The sequence below is a fragment of the Actinomyces capricornis genome (assembly GCF_019974135.1).
Lineage (GTDB): Bacteria > Actinomycetota > Actinomycetes > Actinomycetales > Actinomycetaceae > Actinomyces > Actinomyces capricornis.
Genome location: NZ_AP025017.1, coordinates 275068 through 294088 on the forward strand (window position 1 = coordinate 275068; position 19021 = coordinate 294088).

The window sequence follows — 19021 nt, forward strand, 5'->3', positions numbered from 1 at the left end:
CGGGGGCGGAGGGGGAGGTCTGCGCCGTCAAGGGCGGGAGTGCGTCAGCCCCCTGATGGCCCCCCTGAGCGTTGCCCGGAGCGCTCCGATCCCTGGGGGTCAGCGGGGCCGCCCGGGCCGGGGGCACGCATACCGTCCTCCGCCGGGGCATCGCCGCCCTGGGACCGCGTGCCGGCCTCCCGGGACCAGCCCTCATGGGAGTCGTGGAGTCCGTGGGCCGCCCAGCCGAGCCCGAAGACACCCACTGCGAGGATCCCGGCAACGGCGGCACCGACCACCCGGCGCCCCAGGCTGGGCCACTTGGGCCCCCTCCTCCCGGATCCCCGGCCAGCCGCCCGATCGGCCGCCCCGAGAGGGTGCGCGGAATGGCCATCGCCCCCGGGGGCGGACTCCGCATCGGCGGCGGGGTGGGTCCATGCCGGGGCTTGATGCCCGCCTGCGGCGCCGACGGCGTCGGAGCGGGCCGGGCCTAAGGGCCCTGCTGCGGCGCTCATCGCCGGGCCCGCCGCGAAGGCGCCGGCCTGCGGGCCGGCCTGGTCGGCCGACTGGGGCGGGGCGGCCCGGGCGGCGATCACCTCGGTGTCCGGGGAGCCCTGGCCCACGAGGACCTCGGTGTCCTTCGCGGCAGTGGTCTGGGCCGGGATCACCTCGGGGGCCTGGGCGGCCATGGCGGCGTCGCCGGGAGCGCTGCGGGGGCTGTCCGCAGGGGTGGGCGTGGTGGGCTCGTTCATGTCGGTCCTCTCATGCTCTAGGCTCCCGGGCTGACCGGGCGCTGCCCCGAGGCTATGAAGGACCCCTATGGCCCAGGCAGGCACCGACTGTGCCCCACCTGTGATGATGGGGAGCCTCGGCAGCCCCCGGCGCCGCCTCGCCGGCCCCCTCGGGCCTCTCAAGCCCTCGGCCCGCCCGGCGCCCCGTCCCTCCCCCGCGCCTGCCGCGCCCTCGACGACGCGGATCGCCGGGGGTAGAGGGGGAGGTCTGCCTCGTCAAGGGCAGGAGTGCGGCCAGAGAGCAAGGCCTGTGGAGCCAGTGACCTCCCCGAGGCCTGCGGCATCACGGCGCCGGGCGCAGCACTCAGGAGTCGCGTGCGATGAGCGTGTTGGAGGCCTGGGCGCGGGGGCGCACGATCATGGAGTCGATGTTGACGTGGGCGGGCCGCTCCAGCGCCCAGGCGATGCACTCGGCCACATCCTCCGCGCTCAGCGGCTCGGCGACGCCGTCGTAGACCCTCTTGGCGGCCTGGGCATCGCCATGGAAGCGGTTGAGGGCGAACTCCTCGGTGGCGACCATGCCCGGGGCGATCTCGATGACCCGCACCGGCTCGCCCACGAGCTCCAGGCGCAGCGTGCCGGCGATGATGCGCTCGGCGTGCTTGGCGGCCACGTACCCGCCCCCTCCGGGGTAGGCGGCATGGGCGGCCGTCGAGGTGAGGAAGACCAGGTCGCCCCCGCGCTCGCGCATCTGGGGCAGGAAAGCCTGGCTGACGCGCAGCGCCGCCAGGACGTTGCGCTCGTACATGGTGGCCCACTCCTCGACCCGGCCCTGGGCCACCGGATCGGCACCCAGGGCGCCGCCGGCGTTATTGACCACCGCATCCACGGGCCCCTCCGCCAGGACCTCCTCAGCGAGCCGGGCGACGTCGTCGTCCCTCTGCAGGTCGGCGACCACCCAGGTGCACCCGGTCTCCTCGGCCAGGGCCTCCAGCCGCTCCTGGCGACGGGCCGTGGCCACGACCCGCCAGCCGTGGGTGCGCAGGAGTCTGACGGTGGCGGCGCCGATCCCGGTGGAGGCACCGGTGACCAGGGCGCGAGGAGGATTGGTGGATGCAGAAAGGCTCATTGCTCAATCCTCCCACCGCACCGGTGCGGCCGCGAGCACCCGCCCGGGCGCGCCTCACTCGGGCGCGCCCGGGCCGGGGGCGGGCTCAGGCGGAGCGGACGAGGCCGACGAGGTCCTCGGCGATCCGGGGCTCGTGCATGACCGAGCCGCCCCGCAGCATGCCGAAGAGGTCCTTGGGGTCGGCCGGGTCGGCCAGCAGGTCGATCCCGGTGAAGAAGCGCTCGCCGCCGGGGGCGGTCAGGCAGCGGTCGAGGTAGGTCAGGGCGGAGAAGTCCTCGACGGCGAAGCCCACGGAGTCGAAGATCGTCGTCTGGTCCTGGCTGGTGCGGCCGGGCCGGGCCCCGGTAATGACCTCCCACAGCTCGGTGACCGGGAAGTAGGGGGGCTTGGCCTGGATCTCGCCCTCGATCCGGGTCTGGCGGCTGTACTCCACGAAGACCGGCCCCATGTCCAGGATGGCGGGGTCGAGCTCGGTCTTGCCCGGGCAGTCCCCTCCGATGGCATTGATGTGCACGCCCTCGCGCACGTCCTCACGGCGCAGGACGGTGGCATTGCGCTTGTCCGCGGTGCAGGTGGTGATGATGTCGGCGTCGGCCACGGCCTGGGCGACGCTGGAGGCGATGCGCACCTCGATGCCCAGGGGAGCCAGGTTGGCGGCGAGCTTCTCGCTGGCGGCGGGGTCGACGTCGAAGACACGGACCTGCTCGATGGGGCGGACCGCCATGTTGGCCAGCACCTGGAACTCGGACTGCGAGCCGGCGCCGATCATCCCCAGGCACCGGGCGTCGGCGGGGGCGAGCAGGCGGGTGACCATGCCCGAGGCGGCGGCGGTGCGCAGGGCGGTCAGGAGGGTCATCTCGGTCAGCAGCCTGGGGTAGCCGTTGTCGACGTCGGAGAGCACGCCGAAGGCGACGACGGTCTGGTAGCCGCGGGTCGGGTTGGAGGGGTGGCCGTTGACGTACTTGACGCTGTAGGTGCGCCCGTCGGAGGTGGGCATGAGCTCGATGACGCCGAGCTCGGAGTGGGAGGGCACGCGGGGGGCGAGCTCGAAGGAGTGCCAGCGGGCGAAGTCCAGCTCCATGGCGTCGATCATGCCGGAGATGATGGCCTGAGGGCCGGTGTGCTCGATCCACCGGACCATGTGGGGGACATCGACGAAACGCATGGCTGCCTCCTTAAGAGATCTAGGCCCATGCAGGGCCTTAACGGGTGAGGATGAGGGATTCCAGGGCACAAGGACCCAGATTCCACACCTTCAAGGTACGCCCCGGGCCTGTACGCCTTCAAGAGACATGCTGCGCATTTTGCACACGACTTCATGACAGTCAGGGTACATATCGTGCACAATGTGCCCATGTCCCCCACAGATGTGCTTGATGATCTGGACCGTGGGCTCATCGCAGCCCTGCGCAAGAACGCCCGCAAACCAGTGGCTGAACTGGCGCGAGACCTGGGCACCACCCGGGCCACCATCACCAAGCGCATCGAGCGCCTGGAGGCCCGCGGCATCATCCAGGGCTTCACCATCATCGTGGCCCAGGACGCCGACGACTCCGCCATCCGCGCCATCTGCCACCTGGCGATCGAGGGGCACAACACCGACGCCGCCATCGTGGCGCTGCGCGGACTGCCGGCGATCACGGGCCTGCACGCCACCAACGGCGAGTGGGACCTCATCGCCGAGATCACAGTGGCCACCCTGGCCGAGGTCGACCACGTCCTGACCCGGATCCGCGCCCTGGACGGGGTCTACCGCTCCGAGACCTCCCTGCTGCTGCGCAGCGTGCTCGTCTGAGGCGGCGCCCAGACCCACTGGCCGCAGGCGCCCCCGCGGCCGAGGCCCCCGCGCCTCCTGCCCCCGCGGTGCGGCAGGCCGGTTGAGCGGCGGCAGAGACGGCTTGACGCCGCTTCCGTGCATGCCTCTAGGGTTGTCGCGCCCACCCCGGCTCCTGCCGAGCCTCCCCCAGCGGAAGAAGGCCACCGATGAACGCCGTTCTCCTCGCCGTCCTGGTCATGCTCCTCCTGGCGACACTGCGCGTGCACGTCGTCCTCGCCCTGTTCGTGGGGGCGCTCGTGGGCGGGCTGAGCGCCGGCCTGGGGATCGAGGGCACCATGGTCGCCTTCCAGGAGGGGCTGGCCAACGGCGCCAAGATCGCCCTGTCCTACGCGCTGCTGGGGGCCTTCGCCATGTCCGTGGCGCACTCGGGCCTGCCCCAGCTGCTGGCCAACCGGCTCATCACCCGCCTGGACGCCGGGGATGCCAGCACCTCGGAGAGGATCGTGCGCACCACCTCCTGGACACTGCTGGGCGGGGTGGTCGCCATGGCGATCATGAGCCAGAATCTCATCCCGGTGCATATCGCCTTCATCCCCCTGGTGATCCCGCCCCTGCTGGTGGTCATGAGCCGCCTGGGCATGGACCGCCGGGCAGTGGCCTGCGCCATCACCTTCGGCCTGGTGACCACCTACATGTTCCTGCCCCTGGGCTTCGGACGGGTCTTCCTGCACGACATCCTCTACGCCAATATCGAGAGCGCCGGCCTGGACGTCTCGCGCATCTCGCCCATCGGGGCCATGTGGCTGCCGGCCCTGGGCATGGCGGTCGGCCTGCTCATCGCCCTGCTGGTGACCTACCGGCGCCCCCGGGCCTACGACGTCGAGGCTCGGATCGATACCGCAGCCCCCGCGCAGATCGATCGGCGCAGGATCGCCGTGGCGCTGGTGGCCGTGGTGGCCTGCTTCGCCATCCAGACCGCCCTGACGATGCTGGACTCCAAGGCCGACCCGCTGCTCATCGGCACCCTGGCGGGCCTGCTCCTGTTCATGGCCACCCGGGTGGTGGGCTGGAGGGAGGCCGACGACGTCTTCACCGGCGGCATGCGAATGATGGCCCTCATCGGCCTCATCATGATCACCGCCCAGGGATTCGCCCAGGTGCTCCAGACCACCGGCCAGATCCCATCCCTGGTGGAGTCCGCCGCCGGGCTGTTCTCCGGCAACCGCGCGGCGGCCGCCGTCATCATGCTGCTGGTGGGGCTGGTCATCACCATGGGCATCGGCTCGTCCTTCTCCACCCTGCCGATCATCTCGGCGATCTACGTGCCCCTGTGCATGGCCCTGGGCTTCTCCCCCACCGCGACGGTGGCGCTCATCGGCACGGCCGGGGCCCTGGGCGACGCCGGCTCGCCGGCCTCGGACTCCACGCTCGGCCCCACGGCGGGCCTCAATGCCGACGGCCAGCACGACCACATGCGCGACTCGGTCATCCCGACCTTCCTGCACTTCAACATCCCCCTGCTCATCGCCGGGTGGATCGCCGCCATGGTGCTCTAGCACGATCCTCGGGGCGCTTCACTTCCTCGGGGCCCAGTACGGCGGCAGCTCCGCGGGCAGGGGCCGGCAGTGGGCGGCGATGCGATGGGACGTCGCTTCGCGACGCAGGCGTCACTTCGCGACCAAGGCGACGCCTGCAAGGTACGTCCATTCCGCGAAGTGACGCCTCTTCCGCGAAACGACATCGGACCGCCCCGGGTCAGAAGGGGCGCCACCCACCGGCCCCGGCCACCACCCTCGACGAAGGACACCCGCCAGAGCCGGAATCGGGGCCGCGCCCGAGGATCGCCTGGGCGGCGACCGGGTCGACGGGTAGATTGGCCAGGGCCGGTGGCACCTGGCCGCCGGGGCCGAGTGCTTCAGCGAGTGCTTCAGGAGGAGAGATGCCGGGACTGCGCATCGGGTTCATCGGGGCGGGATCGATGGTGGGGGCCATCGTCCGGGGTGCGGCCGCAGCCGGGCGGGAGACCTCCGGCTTCCTACTGACCAGCGCTGGCGGGGCCAGCGCACGCGCCCTGGCCCAGGAGGTCGGGGCGGCCTCCTGCCAGAGCAATGACGAGCTCGTCGCCAATGCGGACATGGTGGTCCTGGGGGTCAAGCCCTACACGCTCCCCGGCCTTCTGGATGAGCTGGCCGTCCCCCTGGCCGAGCACTCCCCCCTGGTGGTGTCCCTGGCCGCGGGCCTGTCGCTGGCCCGGTTGGAGGGCCTGGCCCCCTCCGGCACCCGGATCGTGCGGGCGATGCCGAATATCGCCGCCGGCGTCGGGCAGTCCATGACGGCGCTGGCCGCCGGCGCCCCGGTGAGCCCCGAGGATCTGGCGGCGGTCGAGGACCTCATGGGGGCGGTGGGGCGCACGGTGGTCCTGGCCGACAAGGACTTCCCCGCCTTCGTGGGCCTGGCGGGCTCCTCCCCCGCCTTCGTGCTGACCTTCATCGACGCCCTGGCCCGCGCCGGCGTCCTGGGGGGCATCCCCCGGGCCCAGGCGGTGGAGATCGTCACCCAGGCGGTGCTGGGCACGGCACGCCTCCTCCAGGCCGAGGCCGATTCCAATGCGGCCCAGGGCCGCCCCCGCACGCCCGCCGATCTCATCGACGCCGTCTGCTCACCGGGCGGCACGACCGTGGCCGGGGTGGTGGCCCTGCAGCGGGCGGGCTTCTCCGACGCCGTCGTGCGCGCCTTCGAGGCGACTGTGGCCCGGGACCGCGAGCTGGGCTCCTGAGCCCTACCCCACCAGGCTCCCGCCGGGCCCGACGGCATGACCGCGGGACTACCAGCCTCGGTCAGGAGTACCGGGCCTGTTGCGAGGAGACAGGAAGTATCGAAGTATCACAGGCCTAACAGATGCCATCAGGAGGAGCCCGTCAAGGCCTCGATGACGTTGCGGAAGGATCCCTCCACCTGAGCCAGGGCCTCGGGCCTGCCGCGCTGGGCGGCCCGGGCGATGGCCACGCGCGAGAGCAGCCAGGGCAGGCCGGCCTCGCGCACATCCACGCCGCTGACCCCCACCGCGCCCTCATCGACGTCGTAGAAGCGCATGATGAGGCGGGCCAGGGTGGACTTGCCTCTCCCGGAGGGCCCCACCAGGGCGGTGACGGTCCCGGGCCGGGCCACCAGGGACACGTCCCGCAGCACGGGGCAGCCCGGGCGCCAGCAGGAGGTTAGGGCAGGGTGGCCGACAGCTGCGTCCAGCCCTGGGAGGTGAAGAGCACCGCCAGGGGCGCCACGCAGGCGAGGACGGTGGAGGGGCGCAGTAGGGCGCCCAGCAGGCTCATGGCCCACCCCGACCCGAGGCCCACCGGTAGGACAGGCGCGAGAACTCGGTGCGGGCGGCGGTGAAACCGCTGTCCCCCAGCCGGATGGCGGCCATGGCGTGCAGGGGCCTGGCGCCCACCCGGTGGGCCGTGCGGCGCCCGCCCGGCGGGGGCACCGGCCGGCCCGTCGACGACGCCGTGGGCGCTGCGTCTCATGGCACCGCCCTCCACACGGCGGCCAGGACCGCCCAGGTCAGGCCCACCACCAGCCAGTCGCGCAGGCACCAGGCCTCCTGGACCATCTCGGTGCGGCGGCGGTGGGCGCCGAAGGCGCGCGAGTCCATGGACAGCGAGACGCGCTCGGCGTGCTGGATCGCCAGGATCATCAGGGGCACGATGGAGCCGGCCCAGCGCACCAGGGGCGCCAGTGGCCCCCAGCGCCGTCCCACCCCGCGCAGGGCGCGTGCGGTGCGCAGCAGGCGGAGGTCCTCGTGGAAGCGGGTGATGAAGGCGACGGCCGCGGTGCCGGCAGCGCCCAGCCGGTAGGGCATGCGCAGGGTACCGGTCAGGGCGCGGATGAGGGCCTCGGGCGCGGTGGCGATGCCGCTGGCCAGGGCGATGCCCACCAGTGCCCCGATCGCGGTACCGGTGGCGCTGGCCGATCCCAGGTCGATCACCCGTTCGGCGGAGGCCATGGCGTTGGTCCGCGAGAGCAGCTGCACCAGGAGGGCGCTCAGAGCCCAGGGGCCGATCAGGGCCGCCAGGGTGCGGCGACGCTCGGCCCGCGCCCCCACGATGAGCACACTGGTGGCCACCAGGAGGGCGAGGTTGACGCCGGTGCTCTTGAGCGCCAGGACCAGGCCCATGGCGGGCAGGAGCGCGATGAGGGGCGTCAGGGGGTTGAGTCCGGTGAGCAGGCCGCGACGCCCGGTGGGGCGCGGCCCCGGGTCCGGGGCGGTGCGCCGCGCGGCCTCGGCGCCGGGGGTTCTCGTGGTGGGCCCGTGGCCGTGGGGCAGGGCCACGATGGCGCTGCAGTGCTCCATGGCGAGCTCGAGGTCGTGGGTGGCCATGATGACGGTACGGCCCTGGGAGCGCAGGTGCGCGATGAAGGCCATGAGCTCGCGCGTGCAGGCCCAGTCCTGGCCATAGGTGGGCTCGTCCAGGACGATCACCTCGCGCTCCTCGCTGACCATGGTGGCCACGGACAGGCGCCGGGCCTGGCCCCCTGAGAGGGTCATGGGGTGCTGGTCGCGGTGCCCGGCGAGGTGGAACTGCTCCATGAGCCGCTCGACCCGCTGCGCCCCGGTGCCACCCAGCGCGAGCTCCTTGCTAACGCTGGAGGTGACGAACTGGTGCTCGGGGTTCTGGAAGACGTAGCCCACCTCGTGGCGCCCGCGCCGCACCGGCCTGCCGCGCACGGCCGCCCGCGCCGAGCGCGAGGGGATCAGGCCGGCCAGTGCTGAGAGGAGGGAGGACTTGCCCGCCCCGTTGGGGCCGACGACGGCCACGAGCTCGCCGCCTCCCAGGCGCATGGATACAGGTGGGCAGCGCCCCTCGACCTCCAGGGCCTCCAGGTCCACCAGGGCCGGGCCCGGCTCCGGGCTCTGGGCGGCGGCGGGCTCCTCCTGGTCCTCCGCCGTCCCGGGGCCGGCCCTCCGATCCGTGGCCGTAGCGGCAGTAGGGCTCTGACCGGGGGCGGCACCGCCGTCGGGCCCAGTGGTGCCGGCCGGGGCAGCGGCGCCCTCGCGGTCCGTCGGCGCCGGGGTGGGGCCCCGCCCCGCCAGGGTGTCGAGGCGGGGGACCCGCTCCCAGCCTCGCGGGCCGCGCCGGTAGTAGGCGACCTGGTCGGACTCGCAGAAGCGCTCGAGGCCCGGCATGGTGATGCCCGCCTCCTGGCAGGTCAGCGCTGTGGCACCCGCATCCTGTGCCTGAGGGTCTGGGGCCCCTGGGCGCGCCTGGCCGGGGCAGCGGCCGCTCTCGGAACCGCGCAGGGCCCGGGGCATCCACACCCCGACTTCCTGGAGCTCGCGGCGATGGGTCAGGAACGCCTCGCGCGGCGGGCCCAGGGCGATGGTGCGGCCCTGGGCGTCCAGAACCAGGACCTGGTCGACCACCGGCAGGATGGGGTCGAGGTCGTGGTCGATGACGACCACGCCGGTGCCCCGCCCCACCACGGCGGCGATGAGGGTGTAGAGATCCCGGCGGCCGTCGGGGTCGATGGTGCTGGTGGGCTCATCGAGGATGAGCAGCTCGGGGCGCATCGCCAGTGCCACGGCCAGGGCCAGGCGCTGGCGCTGGCCGCCCGACAGGCGCCAGGGGCTGTCCCAGGCGCGCGCGCTCAGCCCCACCAGCGCCAGCGCCTCGCGCACGCGCCGGTCGATCTCCTCGCGCTCCAGGCAGAGGTTCTGCAGGGGGAAGGCGACGTCGTCGTAGACGGTGCGGGTGACGACAGCGGCATCCGGGCTCTGCCCCACGTAGCCCACGTGCTCGGACAGGAAGTCGATGCCCGCCTGGGCCATCTCGGTGCCGGCCAGGCGCAGGCTGCCGGCGTACTGGGAGGGCAGGCTGTGGGGGATGAGCCCGCACAGGGCGCGCACCAGGGTGGTCTTGCCGCATCCGGAGGGCCCGACGACCGCCGTCACCCCGCCGCTGAGGTGCTCCATGGTCACCGCGTCCAGCACCCACCTGCCGGTGCCCAGGTAGTGCACCGAGAGGGCCTCGGCCTGGACCAGGACGCGCGGTCCCGGGGCCTGCGGGGCAGGGAGGGCCGGTCCCCCCTGCGCGGCGGGGGCGGTATCGAGGAGTGCCGGCGCCGCGGGGGCGGGTGCCTCAGGCACGGTGGTCGATGGCGACGCCGGCCTGGTGGAGCAGGCGGGTCAGCAGGATCGTCAGCCCGCCTCCGGCCAGGGCCGAGCCGACGGCGACGGCCACCAGGAGTGCCGGGGTCCCGACGCCTCCGATGGCACCGAGCACCGAGACGTAGAGCAGGCCGTTGAGGAGGCCGAAGCAGGCGGCGCCGATGAGGTAGGACCACCAGGTCCAGGCGCGGTAGAGCATGAGGGCCAGGGGGATCTCGATGAAGGCGCCGCCCAGGAGGTTGCCGATGATGGCGCTGGGCCCTGCCGGAGTGGTGAACACGGAGATGATGCCCATGATGAGGGCCGCGATCATGACCGCCCCGGGGCGACGCACGACGGTTGCGGGAAGGAGGTAGGGCACCACCCACAGCCCCATGATGGAGCAGCCGATGAGCAGGGCCCTGGGGTCGGCCACGGCGGTGGGCGCCAGGTAGTTCAGGGGGAGCAGGAGGATCATGCCCACCACGGCCAGGGCCGCGATCCTCATGAGATTGCGGGTGCCCAGGGCGGAGTCCGCCAGGCCCCCGCGGGCCGAGGAGTGCACCGCCCTGCCCTCGCCGGGTGCGGGAACGGCACCGATGGAGTCCTGTGAGGTCATGAGTCCTTCTTCCTTGCACTTCCTTGCATGGTCCGTGAGCGGCGGTGCTGAGCGGGCAGGATCCGTGGCGACCCCAATTAGTTAGGGCAGCCTAAGCATACTCCTCTTCGCCGGGAATCCGCCAGGGCGGGAGGGCTCTTGCGGGCACCACAGCACCACAAGGGACCGCCGCACCCACTGGCGCTCACCGAACCCCGGCACCTCGTCGGCGGGGCGACGATCCCTCAGCACACTTACTAGTACTGATGATCGTTATCGTCAAGATCGTCAAGCGCGCCACGACCAAACCACGCCGAGCCCGAGCATTCCTCACCGAGGCAGACGGCGCTACCGCCTGGTCCGGTGAGGAATGCTCGGGCTCGGCGCAGGGAGGGGCAGTGCCGCCCTCAGCCCGGTGCGCCCAGGCCGCCTCGGCCCACCAGGTCGATCTGGCGCATCTGCTCGGGCCGCAGGGACCGGACCTTCCCGATGAGGCTCTCGGCCCCCGGATCCTGGACCCTCAGGGGATCGGGCAGGTCCACGGGGGTGGTCGGCGGGGAGTCCAGCCGCAGGCCCTCCCAGGTCACGGAGAAGTCGGCGCCCCTGTCCAGGCAGGCCTGGATGAAGGCGCCCCGCAGCTGGGCGCGGGTGGCGGGGGGCTCGGTCTGGGCGCGCTGACGCTCCTGGGGGGAGCACAGCCGGGCCATGGCGCCCTGCGCCTCCAGGCGCCCGGCCAGGCCCGTCTGCGGGTGCAGGTCGTGGTAGGCCAGGTCGATCCGGGAGCGCAGGACCGCCAGGGCCTCACCGCCCAGCCCACCGTGGCGCTCGCGCTGGGCCCGCAGCAGGCGGCGCTTGATGGCCCAGTCGATCTCGGTGTCAATGCCACTGATGTCACGGCGGCGCAGGGCGGTGATGACCCGCGGAGCCAGGTCGCTCAGGAGGTGCCCGGCGCCCTCCAGGGCCGCGGGCGGGTCGTGGCGCTGCACGAAGGCCAGGATGCGCTCGAGGAAGGACTCCTGGATATCAACGGCGCTCAGGAGGCGCCCATCACGGGTGCGCACGGGCTCCTGCCCCCAGGAGCTGGCGCCCAGGGCCGCCAGCACCTCCAGGGGGTCGGCGAGGACGAGGTCGGAGAAGTCCTGGCCGGCCTCCAGGGCGTCGAGGAGGGCCAGGGTCAGGGCGGAGCGCAGTCCGGTGGTGGGCTCGGCGATGGTGGTGTCAGCGCAGGTGACGTGGAGCCGGCGCAGGCGGGCGGGGTCGGCGTGGGGCTCGTCGCGGGTATTGATGAGGGCCCGCTGGCCGGTGGTGTCGGCGGAGGTCAGGGCGCGCAGGTGGGGGGCGCGCGGGGACAGCGCCCAGGCCAGGTCCTCATCCTCCTGATCCGCATGATCCGCACCGGCCCGGTCCTGCTGGCCGCCCTCGGCGGGGCCCGCCAGGGGGGTGCCCGAGCCCACCAGGAGGGGGCGGGTGGCCAGGAAGGCGGCCAGGACCGGCAGGACCGCCCCCTCATCGAGGTCGCGGGGAACGGAGTAGCTCTCGTGGCAGCCGTAGGTGTGACCGGCCGAGTCGGTGTTGTTGGCCAGGAGGTGGAGACGGGCGCTCAGGCCGCGGGAGCGCAGGTCCTCCTCGGCGCTGGTGGCCATGGTCGCCAGGATCGCCTTGCCCGCCTGGTCCTGGGCCACGAGGTCGCGCACGGCCAGGCACTCGGCGGTGGCGTACTCGGGGTGTGAGCCGACGTCGAGGTAGAGGCGCCCGCCGTTGGGCAGGAAGAGGTTGTTGCTGCGGTAGCCCGCCGGCCGGTGGCGGAAGAGCAGGGCGGCGGCGGCCTCGATATCAGGAGGCGGGGGCGCATCGCAGGACTGGCGGCCCGTGGGCGCGCAGAGGATGGCGAACTCGGTCTCCAGGCCGGTGACGCGGGGCGCCGGGGTCCTCACTGGCCGCCCTTCTGCACGAATCCGCGCACGAACTCCTGGGCGTCGACGGCCAGGACGTCGTCGATCATGTCCAGCACGGATTCCAGGCCCTGGCCGCGGGCCGGGCCGGCCGGACCGGGCTCGGGGGCGTCGTCGGGGGCGGGGTCCTCGTGGCGGCTGCGGGATGGCTGGGCGAACTCACTCATGCGTGCTCTCCTGGGATGAGATGGTTCCTGCGTGCTCGTGCGCAGGGCGGTCGGGGCGGTCAGGATCGCCGAGGCCCGGCTCGCCGGTGAGGGCGGCCAGGACCTGGCGGACGTCCTGAGCCCCCTCCAGGGCGGGGCCGGCCTGGAGGCGGGTGAAGGCCAGCGGGTCGGTCAGGGGCAGGCGGCGGTGGTGCCGCTCACCGGTTTCCAGGACCATGGAGTGCCAGCCGGCGGCCACCACCTGCGCCCCGAAGGATCCCACGAGACGCCCGCGCAGCCAGGCCCGGGTGGTGGCGGGCGGCTCGCCCAGGGCGGCGGCCACGCGCTCGCGGCCCAGGCGGGAGCGGGCGAGCGCGCCCGCCGGGACGCGCTCGGCCAGGGCGCGGCCCAGCTCGGACCAGGACAGGTCCACGGCGTGCAGGACGGCGTGGCCCTGCGCGCCGGGGTGGCGGGCGGCGGTGGCGGTGATGAGCTGCTCCTTGGCCACCCACTCCAGGTGGCCCGCGGCGCCGGCATCGCCCCGGCGCCGGGCGCGCAGAGTCTCCAGGCTCGCCTCCCAGAAGGCCATGATCGCCCCGGTCTCCCGGCCCTGGGTGTCCAGGCCGTCGGCCAGGGCGGCCAGGTCGGGGCTCAGGGGGTCGCCGGTGGGCGGGGGTGCGGCGATCCCGCCCCGCTCCAGGTGGGAGCGGACCCGGTCGAGGTAGGCCTCCAGGATCTCCAGGGGGCTGATGCGCCCGCCGTCGGCCAGCTCCAGGGTGGTGGCCAGGGCGGTGTCGCGGGAGACCTGCCTGACGGCCGCCACGGGGTCGGCCAGCTCCAGGGCGCGCCAGGCCTCGGGCAGGCCCTCGCCCAGGACCTGGAGCACCAGGGAGGTCATGCCGAGCTTGAGCCAGGTGATGGTCTCGAAGGTGTTGGCGTCCCCGACGATGACGTGCAGGCGCCGCCAGCGCTGGGGGTCGGCGTGGGGCTCGTCGCGGGTGTTGATCAGGGGCCGGTCCACGGTGGTGCCCAGGCCCACGACGCGCTCGATGTAGTCGGCGCGCTGGCAGATCTGGAAGTCGGCGCCGTCGCTGATGGCGCCGGTGCCCACGCGGCCCGAGCCGGTGAGCAGGGGGCGCACCACGAGGTAGGGCACCAGGGCGGCCACCAGGTCCTCGAAGGCGATGGCGCGGGGCACGAGGTAGTTCTCATGGGTGCCGTAGGTGGCGCCCTTGCCGTCGATGTTGTTCTTGAACAGGCGGGCCGCCGTACCCCGCGATCCCAGCAGTGCGGCGGCGCGGGTGAGCAGCAGCTCCCCGGCGCGGTCGGCCAGCACGGCCTGGGCCGGGCCGGTGCACTCGGGGGTGGCGTACTCGGGGTGGCCGTGATCGACGTAGAGCCGCCCGCCGTCGGGCAGGCAGGTGGCGGTGCCGCGCTGCCAGGCCTCCTCCTGGGCGGTCAGGCGCACGACGGCGCTGGTGCGGGTGCGCCCGGGCACGGGCCCCTCCACGGAGGCGCCGGTGTCGGTGAGCAGGGAGGGGTCGACGGCGGAGCGGTCGACCTCGAAGCCGCGCGCGTCGCGCAGCGGGTACTCCCCGGAGTAGTCCCAGCGCACGCCCTCGGCCCGGCCCTCGCCGCGCGCGACCTCCAGGCAGGCCGAGACGACCTCCTCGCTGCTGGCCCCCAGGATGCCGTACTCGGTCTCCAGGCCCATGACGCCCATGACGCCTCTGCCCCCCGTGGCCCCGACGGGGCCCGCGGCCCCACCCGCCCGCTCCGCGTCGGTGTCCTCCACGTGCACGTGCTCCATGGCGGCTCACTCCTGGCGGGCGCGGTGCAGGACCCGCATGGAGACCACGGGGGCCCCGCGCCGCCCGGAGACGCGCGCCCAGTCATCGGGGTGGACGGTGGCGGGAAGGCCCTCGTTCTCGGCGATCTCCTCGCCCACGGCCCGCTCCAGGTGCTCGGGGCGCAGGCCGCGCCGCCCGTGGGCCACCAGGTCCTTGACCGCGGCCTTCTTGGCCCGGTCCACGATGTTGGCGAGCATGGCGCCCGAGACCAGGTCGGCGACGTGGAGGATCTCGACCTGCCCGTCGGCGTGGGTGAGCTCGACCATCTCGGTGCGCTCGCTGCGGGTGAAGAGGCGCCGCACCACCTGGTCGATGAGGGCCTCCACGGCCTCCCGGCGCCCGCCGTGCTCCTGGACCAGGGCCTCGTCCAGGGGCAGGTCGGCGGTGAGGTAGGCGCCCAGGATCTCGGCGGCCCCGCCGGCGTCGGGGCGCCCGATGTGGATCTTGACGTCCAGGCGGCCGGGCCGCAGGATCGCGGGGTCGATCATGTCCTCCCGGTTGGTGGCGCCGATGACCACCACATTGTCGAGCTCGTCGACGCCGTCGATCTCGGCGAGCATCTGGGGCACCACGGTGGTCTCCACATCCGAGGAGCGGCCCGATCCGCGGGTGCGGAACAGGGAGTCCATCTCATCGAAGAAGACGACGACGGGCACACCGGTGGCGGCCTTCTCCCGGGCACGGGCGAAGATGACGCGGATGCGCCGCTCGGTCTCCCCCACGTACTTGTCCAGCAGCTGGGGGCCCTTGATGTTGAGGAAGTAGGCCTCCTCGCGCTGCCCACCGCCCAGGGAGGCGGCCACGGCCTTGGCGATGAGGGTCTTGCCGCAGCCGGGCGGCCCGTAGAGGAGCACTCCGCGCGGGGGCGCGAGCCGGTGCTCGCGGTAGAGGTCGGGGTGGAGGAAGGGCAGCTCGACGGCGTCGCGAATGAGCTCGATCTGGGAGCCCAGTCCCCCGATGTCGCTGTAGTCGACGTCGGGCACCTCCTCCAGGACGAGCTCCTCGACCTCGGAGCGCACCACGGGGCGCAGGGCCATGCGCACGGCCAGGTCGGCCACCAGGGCGTCGCCCACCCGGGGGCGGCGGGCGGCCAGGGCGCCGGAGAGGGCCAGGACCTGCTCCTCGTCATGGCGGGCCAGGACGAGGACGGTGCCGTCGTCGTAGGTCTCCTTGACGGTGACGACCTCCCCGAAGCGGGGGGAGTCGGCGCGGGTGGTGATGACCAGGTGCTCGTTGAGGACGACGTCGGTGCCCGGCTCCAGGGTGGAGGCCACGACGGACGGGCCGATGCCCACGCGGTGGCGGCGCCCGGCGATGGAGACGTCGGCGGTGCGCTCGGCGGCATCGACGGCCAGGACGGTGGCGTGGGCCAGGGGCGGGCGCTGGAGGGCCTCGATGTCCTCGTGGAGGGCGGCCAGCTCGGTGCGCGCGGCGCGCAGGGCGTTGGCCAGGTGGGTGTTCTTGCGGGTGAGGACCCCCGCGTGCTCGGTCAGCTCGCGCAGGCGCCGGGAGCCCTCGTCACCGGGCAGGGCGGGGCCGGGCTCATCGGGGCGGTCGGCGGGCTCCGCGGGCGAGTGCCCCGACGGATTCTCGGATGGGTTCGGAATCGTGCCTGCCATGGTCTCCGCTCGTCTCCTGCCCGCGGGGCTCCTCCTCGATCCCGCTGTGGTACGAGTGTACCAACAGCCCCGGCCGGGACGCCTGCGCAGGAGGCCGGTGCCCACGACTCCGTGCGCGAATCCGCACAGGCGGGATCAAGGCGCCAGCACAGGCGCGGATGCCACCGGCGGGTGCCGCGGGCGCCCGCCGGTGGCATCACAGCCGACCTCACAGCCGACCTCACAGCGGGCCGTGTCGAGGCCCTCGCGTCAGACGTGACAGAATCACGCCCATGTCTGAGACTTCCTCCTCCGAGCGGCCCTCCCGCCTCCTGCCCTCCGAGCTCCACAGCCCGCGCGTGCCGGACAGGGTCAGCGCCGACGGCCTGGAGGCCGCCTGGGGCGAGCGCTGGGAGGAGGCCGGCATCTACGCCTTCGACCGCAGCGCCCAGCGCTGCGAGGTCTTCTCCATCGACACCCCTCCCCCCACCGTCTCGGGCTCCCTGCACGTGGGGCACGTCTTCTCCTACACCCACACCGACACCGTGGCACGCTTCCAGCGCATGCGCGGCAAGGCGGTGTTCTACCCCATGGGCTGGGACGACAACGGCCTGCCCACCGAGCGCCGGGTCCAGAACTACTTCGGGGTGCGCTGCGACCCGTCCCTGCCCTACGACCCCGACTTCGCCCCGCCCCATGAGGGCGGCGAGGGCAAGTCCATCAAGGCCAGGGACCAGGTGCCGGTCTCGCGCAGGAACTTCGTCGAGCTGTGCGAGCGCCTGACCCTGGAGGACGAGAAGCTCTTCGAGGCCCTGTGGCGGCGCCTGGGCCTGAGCGTGGACTGGTCGCACACCTACCAGACCATCGGCAGGCGCGCCCGCCAGGTGGCCCAGGCCGCCTTCCTGCGCAACCTGGCCCGTGGCGAGGCCTACCAGGCCGCCGCCCCCGGCCTGTGGGACGTGACCTTCCAGACCGCCGTGGCCCAGGCCGAGCTGGAGTCCCGCGAGTACCCCGGCTTCTACCACCGCCTGGCCTTCCACCTCGTCGACGCCGAGGCCGCCCAGCGCGCCAGTGCTGCCGGCGCCCCGGTGGAGCAGGGCCCAGGCGGCACCCAGGACGTGTGCATCGAGACCACCCGCCCCGAGCTACTGGCCGCCTGCGTGGCCCTGGTGGCCCACCCCGACGACGAGCGCTACCAGCCACTGTTCGGCACGACGGTGGCCTCCCCCGTCTTCGGCGTGGAGGTCCCGGTCCTGCCCCATCCCGCCGCGGAGAGGGACAAGGGCGCGGGCATCGCCATGTGCTGCACCTTCGGTGACACCACGGACATCGACTGGTGGCGGGACCTGGGCCTGCCGCTGCGGGCCATCCTGCGCAAGGACGGGCGCATCGAGACCGAGACCCCCGAGTGGATCACCTCCCAGAGCGGGCGCGCCGCCTACGCGGCCATGGCCGGCAAAACCGCCTTCTCCGCCCGGGAGGCCCTGGTGGCCGAGCTGGCCGCGAGCGGGGAGCTGCGCGGGGAGCCGGTGAGGACCGTGCGCCAGACGAACTTCTTCGAGAAGGGCGACAAGCCCCTGGAGATCGTCACCTCCCGCCAGTGGTACATCCGCAACGGCGGCAAGGAGTGGGCCAACCCGGCCTCCGGCAAGGACCTGGCCGACGAGCTGCTGGAGCGCGGGCAGGAGCTGGACTTCCACCCCGACTTCATGCGGGTGCGCTACGAGAACTGGGTCAAGGGCCTGAACAACGACTGGCTCATCTCCCGCCAGCGCTTCTTCGGCGTGCCCTTCCCCGTGTGGTACCGCGTGGGAGCCGACGGCGAGGTGGACTACGACGAGCTCATCGTGCCCGAGGAGTCGGCGCTGCCCGTCGACCCCTCCTCCGACGTGCCCGCGGGCTACACCGAGGACCAGCGCGGCAGGCCCGGCGGCTTCGTCGGCGAGCTCGACATCATGGACACCTGGGCCACCTCCTCCCTCACCCCGGAGCTGGCCACGGGCTGGCTGAGCGACGACGAGCTGTTCGCCGCCACCTACCCCATGGACCTGCGGCCCCAGGGCCAGGACATCATCCGCACCTGGCTGTTCTCCTCGGTGGTGCGCGCCACCCTGGAGTTCGGCGCCCTGCCGTGGCGGCACGCGGGCATCTCCGGGTGGATCCTGGACCCCGACCGCAAGAAGATGAGCAAGTCCAAGGGCAATGTGGTCACCCCCATGGGCCTGCTGGAGAAGTACGGCTCCGATGCGGTGCGCTACTGGGCGGCCTCGGCCCGCCTGGGCATGGACGCCGCCTTCGAGGAGACCCAGATCAAGATCGGCCGCCGCCTGGCCATCAAGCTCCTCAATGCCTCGAAGTTCGCCCTGTCCATGGGCATCCCCTGGGACGCCGATGAGGCGGCCCTGGCGGCGGCGCCCGCCCCGAGCCTGGAGGCCTCCCAGGTGACCGAGCCGATCGACCGGGCGGTGCTGGCGGCCCTGGCGGACGTGGTCGAGGCGGCCACTGCCGCCTTCGAGGACTTCGGCCACGCCCGCGCCCTGGAGGTCACCGAGGCCTTCTTCTGGACCTTCTGCGATGACTACATCGAGCTGGTCAAGGACCGTGCCAACGATCTGGAGGGCGCCCATGGAGCGGGGGCGGTGCGCAGTGCCCGCACCACCCTGGCCATCGCGGTGGACACCTTCGTGCGGCTCTTCGCCCCCTTCCTGCCCTTCGCCACCGAGGAGGTGTGGTCCTGGTACCGCACCGGCTCGGTGCACCGTGCGGCCTGGCCCGACGCCGAGGCGCTGCACCGGGCCGCGGCCGGCGCCGACCCGGCCCTGGTGGCCCAGGCGGGCGCGGCCCTGGCGGCGCTGCGCAAGGTGAAGTCGGAGGCCAAGACCAGCCAGAGGACGCCGATCCTCTCGGTGAGCCTGGCGGCGGCGCCCGAGTACGCCCAGGCCATCGAGGCCGTGCGCACCGACCTGATCGAGGCCGCCAAGGTCACGGGGCTGCTCACCCTGGATGTCGTGGAGGCGCTCCCGGAGGAAGGGACCGAGGGCGGCGCCGAGGCCGACGGGGCCTCCCCGGTGGCCGTCACCGCCGTCGAGCTGGGCCAGGCCCCGGCCAAGAAGTAG

13 protein-coding genes and 1 pseudogene are annotated in these 19021 nt (G+C 73.2%); 4 read left to right on the forward strand and 10 right to left on the reverse strand.

Annotated elements, in window-relative coordinates; all coding sequences use genetic code 11:
* Positions 1 to 44: 44 nt before the first annotated feature.
* The 3 genes from MANAM107_RS01145 to ocd form a co-directional block, all read right to left on the reverse strand.
* Positions 45 to 731, reverse strand: a complete 687-nt coding sequence (locus MANAM107_RS01145) for a hypothetical protein (protein ID WP_223910056.1) — start codon at positions 729 to 731, stop codon at positions 45 to 47.
* 343 nt (positions 732 to 1074) lie between these two features.
* Positions 1075 to 1839 (reverse strand): SDR family oxidoreductase, encoded by a 765-nt coding sequence (locus tag MANAM107_RS01150; RefSeq protein ID WP_223910059.1) that lies wholly within the window; start codon positions 1837 to 1839, stop codon positions 1075 to 1077.
* Between the two features lie 85 nt (positions 1840 to 1924).
* Positions 1925 to 3004, reverse strand: a complete 1080-nt coding sequence (gene ocd / locus MANAM107_RS01155; RefSeq protein WP_223910062.1) for an ornithine cyclodeaminase — start codon at positions 3002 to 3004, stop codon at positions 1925 to 1927.
* A 189-nt stretch (positions 3005 to 3193) separates the two neighbouring features.
* Here ocd and MANAM107_RS01160 point away from each other — a divergent pair, with 189 nt between their 5' ends.
* From MANAM107_RS01160 to proC, 3 genes are all read left to right on the forward strand, one after another.
* Positions 3194 to 3634 (forward strand): Lrp/AsnC family transcriptional regulator, encoded by a 441-nt coding sequence (locus MANAM107_RS01160; RefSeq protein ID WP_223910065.1) that lies wholly within the window; start codon positions 3194 to 3196, stop codon positions 3632 to 3634.
* 188 nt (positions 3635 to 3822) lie between these two features.
* Positions 3823 to 5172 (forward strand): Na+/H+ antiporter family protein, encoded by a 1350-nt coding sequence (locus MANAM107_RS01165; RefSeq protein WP_223910068.1) that lies wholly within the window; start codon positions 3823 to 3825, stop codon positions 5170 to 5172.
* A gap of 392 nt (positions 5173 to 5564) precedes the next feature.
* Positions 5565 to 6392 carry a pyrroline-5-carboxylate reductase gene (proC, locus tag MANAM107_RS01170; RefSeq protein WP_223912675.1) on the forward strand — a complete coding sequence of 276 codons (828 nt, stop codon included), beginning with the start codon at positions 5565 to 5567 and terminating at the stop codon, positions 6390 to 6392.
* Between the two features lie 221 nt (positions 6393 to 6613).
* Here proC and MANAM107_RS01175 read toward each other — a convergent pair.
* The 7 genes and pseudogenes from MANAM107_RS01175 to arc all read right to left on the reverse strand — a co-directional run.
* Positions 6614 to 7061: pseudogene (locus MANAM107_RS01175) on the reverse strand (ATP-binding cassette domain-containing protein); the annotation flags it as partial.
* Positions 7062 to 7136: 75 nt separating this feature from the next.
* On the reverse strand, positions 7137 to 9656 hold the full coding sequence (locus MANAM107_RS01180) for an ATP-binding cassette domain-containing protein (protein ID WP_223912678.1): 2520 nt from the start codon (positions 9654 to 9656) through the stop codon (positions 7137 to 7139).
* 97 nt (positions 9657 to 9753) lie between these two features.
* Positions 9754 to 10380 carry an ECF transporter S component gene (locus MANAM107_RS01185; RefSeq protein WP_223910071.1) on the reverse strand — a complete coding sequence of 209 codons (627 nt, stop codon included), beginning with the start codon at positions 10378 to 10380 and terminating at the stop codon, positions 9754 to 9756.
* Between the two features lie 386 nt (positions 10381 to 10766).
* A complete protein-coding gene (locus MANAM107_RS01190; RefSeq protein WP_223910074.1) occupies positions 10767 to 12293 on the reverse strand; it encodes a proteasome accessory factor PafA2 family protein in 1527 nt (508 codons plus the stop codon).
* On the reverse strand, positions 12290 to 12478 hold the full coding sequence (locus MANAM107_RS01195) for a ubiquitin-like protein Pup (protein WP_179899567.1): 189 nt from the start codon (positions 12476 to 12478) through the stop codon (positions 12290 to 12292). Before MANAM107_RS01195 ends, MANAM107_RS01190 begins: the two co-directional genes overlap by 4 nt.
* Positions 12471 to 14267: a proteasome accessory factor PafA2 family protein gene (locus MANAM107_RS01200; protein ID WP_223910076.1), complete on the reverse strand. Its 1797-nt coding sequence runs from the start codon at positions 14265 to 14267 to the stop codon at positions 12471 to 12473. Before MANAM107_RS01200 ends, MANAM107_RS01195 begins: the two co-directional genes overlap by 8 nt.
* A gap of 6 nt (positions 14268 to 14273) precedes the next feature.
* Complete coding sequence (gene arc, locus MANAM107_RS01205) at positions 14274 to 15926, reverse strand: proteasome ATPase (protein ID WP_223910079.1); 1653 nt, start codon at positions 15924 to 15926, stop codon at positions 14274 to 14276.
* A gap of 272 nt (positions 15927 to 16198) precedes the next feature.
* Here arc and valS point away from each other — a divergent pair, with 272 nt between their 5' ends.
* The gene (valS, locus tag MANAM107_RS01210) at positions 16199 to 19021 is read left to right on the forward strand and encodes a valine--tRNA ligase (RefSeq protein ID WP_223910082.1); all 2823 of its coding nucleotides are present in this window, start codon (positions 16199 to 16201) and stop codon (positions 19019 to 19021) included.